At 65.2% G+C, this 11763-nt stretch carries 13 protein-coding genes; 7 read left to right on the forward strand and 6 right to left on the reverse strand.

Annotated elements, in window-relative coordinates; translation table 11 throughout:
• The first annotated feature begins 44 nt into the window (after positions 1 to 44).
• The 3 genes from HT578_RS03245 (at position 45) to HT578_RS03255 (ending at position 2794) form a co-directional block, all read left to right on the forward strand.
• The gene (locus tag HT578_RS03245; RefSeq protein WP_039393169.1) at positions 45 to 926 is read left to right on the forward strand and encodes a F0F1 ATP synthase subunit gamma; all 882 of its coding nucleotides are present in this window, start codon (positions 45 to 47) and stop codon (positions 924 to 926) included.
• A gap of 25 nt (positions 927 to 951) precedes the next feature.
• Positions 952 to 2409 (forward strand): F0F1 ATP synthase subunit beta, encoded by a 1458-nt coding sequence (atpD, locus tag HT578_RS03250; protein ID WP_039393167.1) that lies wholly within the window; start codon positions 952 to 954, stop codon positions 2407 to 2409.
• Between the two features lie 127 nt (positions 2410 to 2536).
• Entirely contained in the window at positions 2537 to 2794 is a 258-nt protein-coding gene (locus tag HT578_RS03255) for an ATP synthase F1 subunit epsilon (RefSeq protein WP_039393165.1), read from the forward strand.
• A 241-nt stretch (positions 2795 to 3035) separates the two neighbouring features.
• Here HT578_RS03255 and HT578_RS03260 read toward each other — a convergent pair whose 3' ends face one another.
• A complete protein-coding gene (locus HT578_RS03260; protein WP_213502160.1) occupies positions 3036 to 3314 on the reverse strand; it encodes an HNH endonuclease in 279 nt (92 codons plus the stop codon).
• 154 nt (positions 3315 to 3468) lie between these two features.
• On the opposite strand from HT578_RS03260, the gene HT578_RS03265 reads away from it, so the two are divergent.
• Positions 3469 to 4989 (forward strand): TadA family conjugal transfer-associated ATPase, encoded by a 1521-nt coding sequence (locus tag HT578_RS03265; RefSeq protein ID WP_213504004.1) that lies wholly within the window; start codon positions 3469 to 3471, stop codon positions 4987 to 4989.
• Positions 4990 to 5063: 74 nt separating this feature from the next.
• On the opposite strand, the gene HT578_RS03270 is transcribed toward HT578_RS03265, so the two are convergent.
• Both HT578_RS03270 and HT578_RS03275 read right to left on the reverse strand, forming a co-directional pair.
• The gene (locus HT578_RS03270; protein ID WP_239026464.1) at positions 5064 to 6377 is read right to left on the reverse strand and encodes a phospholipase A; all 1314 of its coding nucleotides are present in this window, start codon (positions 6375 to 6377) and stop codon (positions 5064 to 5066) included.
• Positions 6378 to 6453: 76 nt separating this feature from the next.
• Positions 6454 to 6660: a hypothetical protein gene (locus HT578_RS03275; protein ID WP_213502161.1), complete on the reverse strand. Its 207-nt coding sequence runs from the start codon at positions 6658 to 6660 to the stop codon at positions 6454 to 6456.
• Between the two features lie 44 nt (positions 6661 to 6704).
• Between HT578_RS03275 and HT578_RS03280 the strand changes: the two genes are divergently transcribed.
• The 3 genes from HT578_RS03280 (at position 6705) to HT578_RS03290 (ending at position 8213) form a co-directional block, all read left to right on the forward strand.
• On the forward strand, positions 6705 to 7715 hold the full coding sequence (locus HT578_RS03280) for a DMT family transporter (RefSeq protein WP_239026465.1): 1011 nt from the start codon (positions 6705 to 6707) through the stop codon (positions 7713 to 7715).
• Between the two features lie 70 nt (positions 7716 to 7785).
• Positions 7786 to 7917 (forward strand): entericidin A/B family lipoprotein, encoded by a 132-nt coding sequence (locus tag HT578_RS03285; protein WP_039393160.1) that lies wholly within the window; start codon positions 7786 to 7788, stop codon positions 7915 to 7917.
• Positions 7918 to 8081: 164 nt separating this feature from the next.
• Positions 8082 to 8213, forward strand: coding sequence for an entericidin A/B family lipoprotein (locus HT578_RS03290; protein ID WP_084592221.1), 132 nt, complete (start codon positions 8082 to 8084; stop codon positions 8211 to 8213).
• Positions 8214 to 8320: 107 nt separating this feature from the next.
• On the opposite strand, the gene gcvPB is transcribed toward HT578_RS03290, so the two are convergent.
• The 3 genes from gcvPB to gcvH form a co-directional block, all read right to left on the reverse strand.
• Positions 8321 to 9889, reverse strand: a complete 1569-nt coding sequence (gene gcvPB, locus HT578_RS03295) for an aminomethyl-transferring glycine dehydrogenase subunit GcvPB (RefSeq protein ID WP_213502162.1) — start codon at positions 9887 to 9889, stop codon at positions 8321 to 8323.
• Positions 9886 to 11256 carry an aminomethyl-transferring glycine dehydrogenase subunit GcvPA gene (gene gcvPA / locus HT578_RS03300; RefSeq protein WP_213502163.1) on the reverse strand — a complete coding sequence of 457 codons (1371 nt, stop codon included), beginning with the start codon at positions 11254 to 11256 and terminating at the stop codon, positions 9886 to 9888. Before gcvPA ends, gcvPB begins: the two co-directional genes overlap by 4 nt.
• A 133-nt stretch (positions 11257 to 11389) precedes the next feature.
• Positions 11390 to 11761, reverse strand: coding sequence for a glycine cleavage system protein GcvH (gene gcvH / locus HT578_RS03305; RefSeq protein ID WP_039393152.1), 372 nt, complete (start codon positions 11759 to 11761; stop codon positions 11390 to 11392).
• Positions 11762 to 11763: the final 2 nt, after the last annotated feature.

An 11763-nucleotide genomic window follows, 5' to 3' on the forward strand; every position in this document is an offset into this window, starting at 1 on the left:
ACACGATCCCGGCTCTGTCCGGGATGACGAATGGAGAAAATTGAGTGGCATCGCTCAAGGAACTCAAGGGCCGGATCAACTCGGTCAAGTCGACCCAGAAGATCACGAAGGCCAAGCAGATGGTCGCCGCGGCCAAGCTGCGCAAGGCACAGGAAGCCGCCGAACAGGCGCGCCCCTATGCCGCTCGCCTCGCCGAGGTGATGGGCTCGCTCGCGAGCAAGGTCACGATCAGCGAGAACAGCCCCAAGCTCCTTGCTGGGACCGGCAGCGACCAGGTTCATCTCCTTGTCGTCGCCAACTCGGACAAGGGTCTGTGCGGCGCGTTCAACTCGAACATCGTGAAGGCCGCGGTCCAGAAGGCGCGCAAACTCGAAGCTGAGGGCAAGACCGTGCTGTTCTACCTCGTGGGCCGCAAGGGCCGCGCGGTGATCAAGCGCGAATTCCCCAAGCAGATCGAGCACATGTTCGACACGACCGACGTGCGCAATCCCGGCTTCGACGAAGCCGAGAAGATCGCGGACGAACTCGTTGCCCTCTACGAAAAGGGCAAGTTCGACGTCGCGCATCTGTTCTTCGCGAAGTTCCGCTCGGCGCTGGTCCAGGAGCCGACCGGTCAGCAGATCATCCCCGTTCCCACGCCTGAGGCTGCCGCTGCGACGGCCGGTCAGGACGCGGTGACCGAGTATGAGCCGGAAGAGGAAGAAATCCTCGCCGCGCTGCTGCCGCGTTACCTCAAGACCCAGCTCTTCGGTGCCCTGCTGGAGAACGCCGCATCCGAACAGGGTGCGTCGATGACGGCCATGGACAACGCCACGCGCAACGCAGGCGACCTGATCCAGAAGCTGACCATCCAGTACAACCGCAGCCGCCAGGCCGCGATCACCACCGAACTCGTTGAAATTATCGCGGGCGCGGAAGCGCTCTAAGACATCGCAGGCAAGGAAACCTCAAATGGCCACTGCACCCGTGCTTAACCAGACTACCGCTGGCAAGATCAGCCAGGTCATCGGCGCCGTCGTCGACGTCATCTTCGAAGGCGAACTGCCCCCCATCCTCACCGCGCTCGAGACCGAGAACAACGGCCAGAAGCTGGTTCTCGAAGTCGCGCAGCACCTCGGTGAGAACACCGTGCGCACCATCGCCATGGACGGCACCGACGGCCTCACCCGCGGCCAGAACGTGACCTCGACCGGCAAGCAGATCTCGGTGCCGGTTGGCCCCAAGACGCTCGGCCGCATCATGAACGTCGTGGGCGATCCCATCGACGAACGTGGCCCGATCGGTTCGGACATGCACGCGGCGATCCACGCCGAAGCGCCCCCGTTCATCGAGCAGTCGACCGAAGCGGCCATCCTCGTGACGGGCATCAAGGTCATCGACCTTCTCGCTCCCTACGCCAAGGGCGGCAAGATCGGCCTGTTCGGCGGCGCGGGCGTGGGCAAGACCGTGCTCATCCAGGAGCTCATCAACAACATCGCGAAGGGCCACGGCGGCGTGTCCGTGTTCGCCGGTGTGGGTGAGCGTACCCGTGAAGGTAACGACCTCTACCACGAATTCCTCGACGCTGGCGTTATCGCCAAGGACGCCGAAGGCAACGCGATCTCCGACGGCTCGAAGGTCGCCCTCGTCTTCGGTCAGATGAACGAGCCCCCGGGCGCCCGTGCCCGCGTCGCGCTCTCGGGCCTGACCATGGCCGAGTACTTCCGTGACCAGGAAGGCCAGGACGTTCTCTTCTTCGTCGACAACATCTTCCGCTTCACCCAGGCTGGCGCCGAAGTGTCGGCTCTCCTTGGCCGTATTCCTTCGGCCGTGGGCTACCAGCCGACCCTGTCGACCGACATGGGCCAGCTGCAGGAGCGCATCACCTCGACGACCAAGGGCTCGATCACCTCGGTCCAGGCCATCTACGTCCCCGCGGACGACCTTACCGACCCGGCTCCGGCTACCTCGTTCGCCCACCTTGACGCGACGACCACGCTGAACCGTGCGATCTCGGAGCTGGGCATCTACCCGGCCGTCGACCCGCTCGACTCGACCAGCCGCGTTCTCGAACCGCGCGTTGTCGGCACCGAGCACTACGAGACCGCCCGCGCCGTCCAGGAAATCCTGCAGAAGTACAAGTCGCTGCAGGACATCATCGCCATTCTCGGCATGGACGAGCTCTCGGAAGAGGACAAGCTGACGGTCGCCCGCGCCCGTAAGATCCAGCGCTTCCTTTCGCAGCCGTTCCACGTCGCCGAGGTCTTCACCGGCATCTCGGGCAAGTTCGTCCAGCTCGAAGACACCGTGAAGTCGTTCAAGGCCGTCGTCGAAGGCGAATACGACCACCTCCCCGAAGCGGCCTTCTACATGGTCGGCGGCATCGAGGAAGCGGTTGCCAAGGCGAAGAAGCTGGCAGAAGACGCCTAAGGAATTCGCTCGGAGCCCGGCACCGTCCCGCAAGGTTCAGGTGCCGGGTCCAGCCTTTTCCTGAAGGCATGCCCGACAGGGCCATTCCCGCCCCTCGGGCCCTCTTCCAAGCGCAAGGAAACGCATCATGGCACTGCATTTCGAACTCGTGACGCCGGCGAAGCTCGTTCGCTCGGAGGACGTCCACATGGTCGTCGTCCCCGGCACCGAAGGTGAGTTCGGTGTTCTTGCCGGTCACGCCCCCTTCATGTCGACCGTCGCCGATGGCGCGATCAAGGTCTACAAGACCGAGAACGGCATTCCCGAAGAGATCGTGATCTCGGGCGGCTTTGCCGAAGTCGGCGACAAGGGCCTGACCGTCCTGGCCGAACACGTCGAGAACTGATCCTCCGCGATCATCTCGCCATCTTACGCGAAAAGGGCGCCCCGGATGTCCGGCGGCGCCCTTTTCGCATTCCGCGCAGATGCCTGAATTTTCCGAGGGGCCATCTTGCCCCGAACTAAGCCAGCTCACCGTTCTCAGCCAGGACCGCATGCGAAAGGTGACCCAGACAGTTTGGGGAGCCCGAGGGCGATGGCCCTCGGACCTATTATCTTACTCCTTCCGTAACACACCTCCCACAATGTCACTTCTTCCGCCGCGTGGGCGCGTGAAAATCGGAAGGCTTGTTCGATATCCAGGCCAGGAAGCGTGCGATCTCGGCCTGGCCGCGCAGCGCCTCGACGTTCTCTCCGATCCGCGCGAGTTCGGCGTTGCTGAACGTCACGTGCAGCGTGCGATGGCAGATCGGATGGACGGGCCGCGTCGCGCGCCCTCCCCGGCTCTTGGGGACCGGGTGGTGCCATTCCACCTTTCGTCCCAGTTCGCGCAGGCACAGCCAGCAGGTCTTATCCGCGTTGTCCATGCCCCCAATCTAGGGTTCGCCGCGCGGCTTGCCAGTCCCTCCCTTCTCCCGACGCATTAGGGAGTTATCAAAATTTCAACCTTAATCTCCCACCTGAAACATGGAAATTCGCCCGGCGCCAGACCGGGCCATGGATACTAGGGTTGACGATACGATGACGGCATTCGGGCGGCGCAGTGGGATCGGACAGGGTACGCGTCCAGCTTTCGGGGTGGCCAAACCCCTGAAGGGTGGAGCAGGCGCCAAGGACCAGCAAGCTCCGGCTCCCGGTTCCGCGCCCGTCCCGGGCAACGATGCCCCGTCCTCTCCTGCGGCCGAGAAGGCCCCGAGCAATCCCAATTCGCGCGAAGATGCGATGTCGCGGCTCGCCGACCGCGCCAATGCCGTCCACGAAAACCAGGAGCAGGACAGCTTCGAGGCCTCGATCCACAAGATCAAGGAGCAGGTCCTCCCCCGCCTCCTCGAACGAGTCGATCCCGAGGCGGCCGCGACGCTGACCAAGGACGAACTCTCCGAGGAATTCCGTCCGATCATCGTCGAAGTGCTGGCCGAACTGAAGATCACCTTCAACCGGCGCGAGCAGTTCGCGCTCGAGAAGGTGCTGATCGACGAACTCTTGGGCTTTGGTCCGCTGGAGGAGCTTCTCAACGACCCTGACGTGTCGGACATCATGGTCAACGGCCCCAACCAGACCTACATCGAGAAGAAGGGCAAGCTGCAGCTGGCCGGAACCAAGTTCCGCGACGAACAGCACCTCTTCCAGATCGCCCAGCGCATCGTGAACCAGGTCGGCCGCCGCGTCGACCAGACGACCCCGCTCGCCGACGCCCGCCTCAAGGATGGCAGCCGCGTCAACGTGATCGTCCCGCCGCTCAGCTTGCGCGGCACCGCGATCTCGATTCGTAAGTTCTCCGAGAAGCCGATCACCATCGACATGCTGCGCGACTTCGGCTCGATGTCGGACAAGATGGCGACCGCACTCAAGATTGCGGGGGCGTGCCGCATGAACGTGGTCATCTCGGGCGGTACCGGCTCGGGCAAGACGACCATGCTCAGCGCGCTCTCGAAGATGATCGATCCGGGCGAGCGCGTTCTGACCATCGAGGACGCGGCCGAATTGCGCCTGCAGCAGCCGCACTGGCTGCCGCTTGAAACGCGCCCTCCGAACCTGGAGGGCCAGGGCGCCATCACCATCGGCGACCTCGTCAAGAACGCCCTGCGTATGCGCCCGGACCGCATCATCCTGGGCGAAATTCGCGGCGCGGAATGTTTCGACCTTCTCGCCGCCATGAACACCGGCCACGATGGCTCGATGTGTACCCTCCACGCCAACTCCCCGCGCGAGTGTCTGGGGCGTATGGAAAACATGATCCTGATGGGCGACATCAAGATCCCCAAGGAAGCGATCAGCCGCCAGATCGCCGAATCCGTCGACATCATCGTGCAGGTCAAGCGCCTGCGCGACGGTTCGCGCCGCACCACCAACATCACCGAAGTGATCGGCATGGAAGGCGACGTCATCGTCACCCAGGAACTGTTCAAGTTCGAGTATCTGGACGAGACCGACGACGGCAAGATCGTCGGTGAGTTCCGCGCCTCGGGCCTGCGCCCCTACACGCTGGAAAAGGCGCGCCAATTCGGCTTTGACCAGGCCTATCTGGAAGCCTGCCTCTAGACCCGCGCCAACACGGCAATCGTCAGGGCCCCGCCAGCCTCGTGCCGGCGGGGCCCTGTCGTATCAGCGCCGTATCAGCGAACGATGGAGACACCGAAGCGCAGACGCGTGACCTTGCGGTCATAGTCCAGCAGGTTCTCACCGTACCCCGCAAACGCCTGCCCGAAGAGGTAGAGGTTGAGGCCGGTGTCGATGATGTTGTCCATGGGATAGGACAGCTCCCCTTCGACCGCGCCCTTGCCCGAGCCGAAGTTGAGCCGACTGGTCGTGGTGAGACGCAGGCCATCGGGCTTGCCGATCTCGGCAAAGAGGCCGGTTGAACCGCGGTAGTGGCGGATATCGGGGTTGTCCGAAAGATCACCCACGTAGAAGAACAGGCGCGGCCCGAACGACACCGTGTAATCGCCCGCCTGCACGGAGGCGACCGGCTGGATGTAGACCGTGTTGGCGCTGCGCGAGGCGTCCCCGTCGCGGCCATTGGATTCGTGGCGAAGGCCCACCTGCCCTCCGAGCGACAGCCCATCGCCCACTTCGACGGCGGGCTGAAGATAGAAGATCTCCGGCATGAAATCGATGTTGCGGAAGGGCGAGGAATCCGCCCCCAGATCCCAGAACAGGCGCTGGGTGTAGGCAAAGTGGAGACCGTTCACGAACGGTGCGCCCAGCCCGACGTCGCCCGGATCGCCGAAGAGCTGGTATTTGAAGCTGATCTGGATGCGCCCTTCGCTGTTCGTGCCCGGACCGTAGGCGGCGTAGATCGGACCATAAGCGGAAAGGTTGTCGAGAAAGGCATTGCCTCGCTCGCCCTTGGCCGAGGGCACTTCGCTGGGCGCGAGCACGATGCCGGTCTCGGCCTGCTTCGCCTCGGGGGCTACTGCGATGGCCGTTTCCTCACCCGACGGTGCCACCGCAGGGGCGGCCACGGCCAGACGCTGGGCGCGGCTGGGAACGAGATAGTGCGGCGAGGCCGCGCCCTTGTCCAGGCTCAGCGAGATCGAAGCGCTTTCGCTTGCCTGCTCGCTCGCCACGACCGCGTTGGGAAGGCGCAGCTGACACGGGCGCGTGGCGGGATTGGCAAATGCCACTTCGCCGCTTTCCGCTGCAGCGCACGTGATCGTTGCAGGAACCCGCTGCATCCCCACCGTCAGGATCGCATCGAGATTATCCGGGACGGCTGCGGGTGCACCTGCGCCGGGAAGCGCGACGACCTCGATTTCGACAATGGACGCGTCCACGGTCGGCTCCATCTGCGCAACGAGCAGGCGCGGCGCATCCGATTTCTGATCCTGGGCCCAGGCCGGAGCATGCGAAAGAGCAAGGACGAGACCGCCCAACGGCAGGACGGCGCCTGTCCGAAGCCATCCGGCCCGGCTGCGTGCAATAGTCATCTTGATCGTGTCACCCGTTAGCGCCCCTGTGAAAGGGCTTCCTCCCTGTCTTGACCTGTATCGTATCGTCGCCGGGTCAGACGCCCAGCCAATGACGACCGCCGACACCGATCAGCAGCACAGCTCCCAGAAACGCAAAAAGGAAGATCGCGTTCCATGGCATGAAACCCACGCGGTCGAGATCGACGCGCCGCAGGCGTCGCCGCTCGGCCAATGTCGCCACCAGCGCCAGCACGGCAAGCACCGCGCCGCACGTCACCATGATCTGATCGGTCGGTTCCATGTCCCTGCCCTTGCCCCGAAGCGCGCAGGAGTTAAAGCGGCTTCGTGACCTCTTCCCCAGACATGCCCGCCCCCAGCGCCAAGCCGCGCCCCGCTCCGGCCGAGCGCCCGCACAATCCGCTGCTGGCGATTTCGCTGCGTCTGGGCGCCACGCTGGCACTGGCAACGATGTTCATGCTGATCAAGCTTGCCGGGACCTATGGGGTCTCGATGCCCGAGCTGATGTTCTGGCGGCAGGCGATCAGCGTGCCGCTCATTGCAGGGGCGCTCTATTTCAGCGGACAGTTCGGGAAGCTGGGCACGCGCCGTCCGTTCGCCCATGCAGGGCGCGCTGCGGTGGGGACGGCGGGCCTGTTCTGCAATATTGCCGCCTCCACGCTGCTGCCGCTGCCCGTGGCCACGACACTGGGCTTCACCGCGCCGCTCTTCGCCGTCCTCATTACCGCGCTGATCCTGCGCGAGCATGTCGGGCGCTGGCGCTGGACTGCCGTGATCGCCGGGTTTGCGGGCGTGCTCGTCATCGCAGGGCCCGGCGAGATCGCCAATGTCCCGGTGCTGGGCGTCGCGGCTGGCCTTGGTGCCGGGATCATCGTGGCCACGGTCAGCTTCCAGATCCGCGATCTGGCGCGCACCGACACGCCGATCTCGATGGTGTTCTGGTTCGCGCTTTTCGGGATGCTGGGGGCCAGCCTGTTCCTGCCCTTCTACGGGCGCTGGCATGAGCCGCAGGTCTACCTGATCCTGCTGGCCCTGGGACTCGCCGGGACATTGGGGCAATTCTTCATCGCCGCCTCGCTGCGCTACGCCTCGGTCGCGACCGTGGTCGTCATCGACTATGTCTCGCTCATCTGGGCGACGACCTACGGCCTCGTCATCTTTGACAGCTGGCCGCCCCATACGACCTGGTTTGGCGCGCCGCTGATCATCGCGGCGGGCCTCATCATCACCTGGCGCGAGCATTACCTGTCGCGCCGGGTTTCCCCGGCCTCCGCCATTGATTCCAGCGCTCTTGAAGAAGCCGCCGAGGACGAAGCTGCCCCCCGCACCGGAACCTGATCATGGCTTGCGTGTTTTTCCCTGCGACCCGGCCGCTTGCGGCCTCGCGGCACGAAAAGGAAAAGACGCCATGATCAAGAAGTTCACCTTCGCCCTCCTCGCCAGCGGCCTCGTCCTGGGTGCGAGCGCGTGCAACACCGTCAAGGGTGCCGGCGCGGACATCGAATCGGTCGGCCAGGCGGGCGACGACGCCATCAACTGAGCCAATCCGGCAGAGCCGGACCGTGCAGACACCCCTCTCCTCCAGCAGGAGCGCCTGCGCGGTCCGGTTCCGTCCCCAAGCCGAACGGGGACGGTCGATCTTGGCAGGATGGCGATGCTTCGCGTAAGAAGGTCGCTCCATCCACCACGAGAAGATCGACCGCAATGATCGGCAAATCGCTTACCCTCCTCGCCGCCTTTGGCTTGCTCACTGGGCTCAGCGCCTGCAACACCGTCAAGGGCCTCGGCCGCGACGTGGAATCGGTGGGCCAGGCAGGCGAGCGCGCCATCAACTGATCGCGCGCCACGCAATCGCGAGTGGCGACTACGAAAACGGCCGCAATCCCATGGGGACTGCGGCCGCATTCATGTGCGAAGGGGAATGTGCGATGGGGACGAGGCGCTCAGGCGGCCTCGTCGCCCTTCCACACCAGCACCGGCTTGCGCGCAGCGCGGGTCTCGTCGAGACGGCGGCGCGGCGCGAAGTGGGGCGCAGTATGCAGGCTCTCGTCCTGCTCGCGGGCGCGCTGGGCAAGGTTGCGCATCGAGGCAATGAAGCGGTCGAGGCCCTGCTTGCTCTCGGTCTCGGTCGGCTCGATCAGCATGGCGCCCTTGACCACCAGCGGGAAGTAGACCGTCATCGGGTGGAAGCCCTCGTCGATCAGGCCCTTGGCGATGTCGAGCGTGGAGATGCCCTCGGGCAGGCCCGCATCGCTGAAGAGCGCCTCGTGCATGCACGGGCCGCTCTTGCCGAACGGTGCCTCCAGCACGTCCTCAAGGCTGCGCAGGATGTAGTTCGCGTTCAGCACGGCATCTTCCGACACCTGCTTCAGGCCATCTGCACCATGGCTGAGGATATAGGCCAGGGCGCGCGTGAACATGCCCATCTGGCCGTGGAAGGCGACCATGCGGCCAAAGGCGCGTTCGTGCCCTTCCCCGCGGTTCTCTTCCTCGACAAGGCGAACCTCGCCGTCTTCGCCCCGCGTCACGAAGGGCAGCGGCGCGTAAGGCGCAAGCGCTTCCGACAGCACCACCGGACCCGCGCCCGGACCACCACCGCCGTGGGGCGTGGAGAAGGTCTTGTGCAGGTTGATGTGCATCGCATCGACGCCGAGGTCCCCCGGACGCACGCGCCCGACGATGGCGTTGAAGTTGGCGCCGTCGCAATAGACATAGCCACCCACTTCGTGGACCGCGTCCGCGATTTCCTTGAGGTCCGGTTCGAACAGGCCGCAGGTATTGGGGTTCGTGATCATCACGCCCGCAACGTCCGGGCCCAGCTTTTCCTTGAGCGCTTCCAGATCGACGCGGCCCTCGGGCGTTGCCGGAATGGCCTGGACCTTGAAGCCCGCAAACGCAGCCGTTGCCGGGTTGGTGCCGTGCGCGCTTTCGGGAACCAGAACGATCTCACGGCTCTCCCCACGCGCATCGAGCGCGGCGCGGATGCACAGGAGGCCGCACAGTTCGCCATGTGCGCCCGCCTTGGGGCTCATCGCGACCGACGCCATGCCAGTCAGCTTCATCAGCCAGTCGGCCAGCTGCTCGATGACTTCAAGTGCGCCCTCGACCGTCTTCTGCGGCTGGAGCGGGTGGACATCGGCAAAGCCGGGCAGACGCGCCATCTTCTCGTTCAGGCGCGGGTTGTGTTTCATCGTGCACGAGCCGAGCGGGAACGGGCCAAGGTCGATGCCGTAGTTCTGGCGCGAGAGGCGCGTGTAGTGGCGCACCGCTTCGGGCTCGGAGAGGCCAGGCAGCGCGGGCGCGGCCTTGCGGCGGAACTTCGCCAGCGCAGGCGAGACGGCCTTGCTCGCCGGCTCGATGTCGACGCCGGTCTGGCCTTCGCAGCCCAGCTCGAAGATCAGCGCCTCTTCCAGCATGAGCGCGCGGTCGCCGCTCTGCGTGGCCGGCACCATGTCGCCGGGGGCGACTTCGTTCATGCTGGGACGCCAGCCTGCCGTGTTCACACCGCTCATGCCGCTTCTCCTTCCAGGACCGCCGCAAGGCCGGCGGCAAATTCCTCGATATCTTCCAGGGTGACGGTCTCGGTCGCGGTGACGAGGAGGCCGTTGTGGAGGTCAACCTGCTCGGGGAACAGGCGCCCGAGAGAGACACCGCCCAGGATGCCCTTGTCGGCCAGTTCGCGCACGACCTCGCGGGCGTCGCGCGGCAGGACCAGCGTGACTTCGTTGAAGTAGGCATCGCTCAGCAGCGACACGCCCGGGATCTGCGTGAGGCGTTCGACCAGCGCCTGCGTGCGATCGTGGTTGATCGCGGCCAGCTGCTCCAGGCCTTCCCCGCCCAAGAGGCTCATGTGGATGCTGAAAGCCAGCGCGCAAAGACCTGAATTCGTGCAGATATTGCTCGTCGCCTTCTCGCGGCGAATGTGCTGCTCGCGGGTCGAGAGCGTGAGCACGAAACCGCGCTTGCCCTCGGCATCGACGGTCTCGCCGCACAGACGTCCGGGCATCTGGCGCACGAACTTCTCACGGCAGCCGAAGAGGCCCAGGTACGGCCCGCCGAACTGGAGGCCAACGCCCAGCGACTGGCCCTCGCCCACCACGACGTCCGCGCCAAGGTGGCCCGGCGCTTCGAGGAGGCCGAGTGCGACCGGCTCGGTCACGACCACGATCAGCAGCGCCTTGGCGGCGTGAGCCGCCTCAGCGATGGCTTCGAGGTCGGGAATGCGGCCCATGATGTCCGGGTACTGGACGACCACGCTGGACGTCGTCTCATCGATGGCGGCGATCACGGCGGCATCGTCGGTCTGCGCGGACAGCTCCGGCGTCAGGCTGACGATCTCGTCCCTGGTGAACTTGGCCATCGTGCGCACCACTTCGCCGTAGTGCGGGTGCAGGCCGCCCGAGAGCACGGCCTTGCCCTTGCGGGTCACGCGCGCGGCCATCAGGATGGCTTCCCAGCACGCGGTCGAGCCGTCGTACATCGAGGCGTTGGCGATGTCGGTGCCGAACATGCGCGCGACCTGCGTCTGGAACTCGAAGAGGACCTGCAGCGTACCTTGCGCGATTTCGGGCTGGTAGGGGGTGTAGGCGGTGAGGAACTCGCCGCGCTGGATCAGGTGGTCGACCGAGGCCGGCACGTGATGGCGATAGGCGCCCGCGCCCAGGAAGAACGGGGCCGAGCCCGCGTCGAGGTTCTTCGCGGCGAGCTTGCCGAGGTGGCGTTCCACGGCCATTTCGCTGGCGTGCATGGGCAGGCCCGCGATGGGTCCGGAAAGACGCGCCGCTTCGGGCACGTCACGAAAGAGCTCGTCAACCGACGAGGCCCCGACGGTCTCCAGCATGCTGGACCTGTCGGCAGGCGTAAGGGGGAGATAGCGCATCAGGCTTGCATTCCTGAATGAGAGGGAGGCGCACGCCCGGGCCATTCCGGGGGCGCACAGAAAGGGGCCGCAGCCCTGTCCGTAAGCTGCAGTCCCAGGGCCTCCCCCTCATGCGAGCGGGAGGCCACCGGCATCAGAGACCCGCGACGAACTTCTTGTAGGCCGCCTCGTCCATGAGCTCTTCGAGCTCGCTGGCGTCGGCCAGCTTGACGCGGAACAGCCAGCCGCCGACCTCGGGGTCGGAGTTGACGAGTTCGGGCTCGTCGGCCAGCGCATCGTTGGTCTCGGCGATCTCACCCGAAACCGGGGTGTAGACGTCGCTTGCCGCCTTCACGGAATCGACGACGGCAATGGAATCGCCCTTGGCGACCGTCGCGCCCTCTTCAGGCAGGTCGACGAAGGTGATGTCGCCCAGCTGGCCCTGTGCGTAATCGGTGATGCCAACGGTGCCGAGGTCGCCCTCGACTTCGATCCACTCGTGATCTTCGGAATAGTAAACAGACATGG

Source organism: Novosphingobium decolorationis, from assembly GCF_018417475.1.
GTDB lineage: Bacteria > Pseudomonadota > Alphaproteobacteria > Sphingomonadales > Sphingomonadaceae > Novosphingobium > Novosphingobium decolorationis.

Coding starts and splice junctions, on each gene's coding strand:
- atpD (WP_039393167.1), top strand. CDS start 952: ATGGCCACTGCACCCGTGCTTAACCAGACTACCGCTGGCAAGATCAGC.
- HT578_RS03255 (WP_039393165.1), top strand. CDS start 2,537: ATGGCACTGCATTTCGAACTCGTGACGCCGGCGAAGCTCGTTCGCTCG.
- HT578_RS03260 (WP_213502160.1), bottom strand. CDS start 3,314: ATGGACAACGCGGATAAGACCTGCTGGCTGTGCCTGCGCGAACTGGGA.
- HT578_RS03265 (WP_213504004.1), top strand. CDS start 3,469: ATGACGGCATTCGGGCGGCGCAGTGGGATCGGACAGGGTACGCGTCCA.
- HT578_RS03270 (WP_239026464.1), bottom strand. CDS start 6,377: ATGACTATTGCACGCAGCCGGGCCGGATGGCTTCGGACAGGCGCCGTC.
- HT578_RS03275 (WP_213502161.1), bottom strand. CDS start 6,660: ATGGAACCGACCGATCAGATCATGGTGACGTGCGGCGCGGTGCTTGCC.
- HT578_RS03285 (WP_039393160.1), top strand. CDS start 7,786: ATGATCAAGAAGTTCACCTTCGCCCTCCTCGCCAGCGGCCTCGTCCTG.
- HT578_RS03290 (WP_084592221.1), top strand. CDS start 8,082: ATGATCGGCAAATCGCTTACCCTCCTCGCCGCCTTTGGCTTGCTCACT.
- gcvPB (WP_213502162.1), bottom strand. CDS start 9,889: ATGAGCGGTGTGAACACGGCAGGCTGGCGTCCCAGCATGAACGAAGTC.
- gcvPA (WP_213502163.1), bottom strand. CDS start 11,256: ATGCGCTATCTCCCCCTTACGCCTGCCGACAGGTCCAGCATGCTGGAG.
- gcvH (WP_039393152.1), bottom strand. CDS start 11,761: ATGTCTGTTTACTATTCCGAAGATCACGAGTGGATCGAAGTCGAGGGC.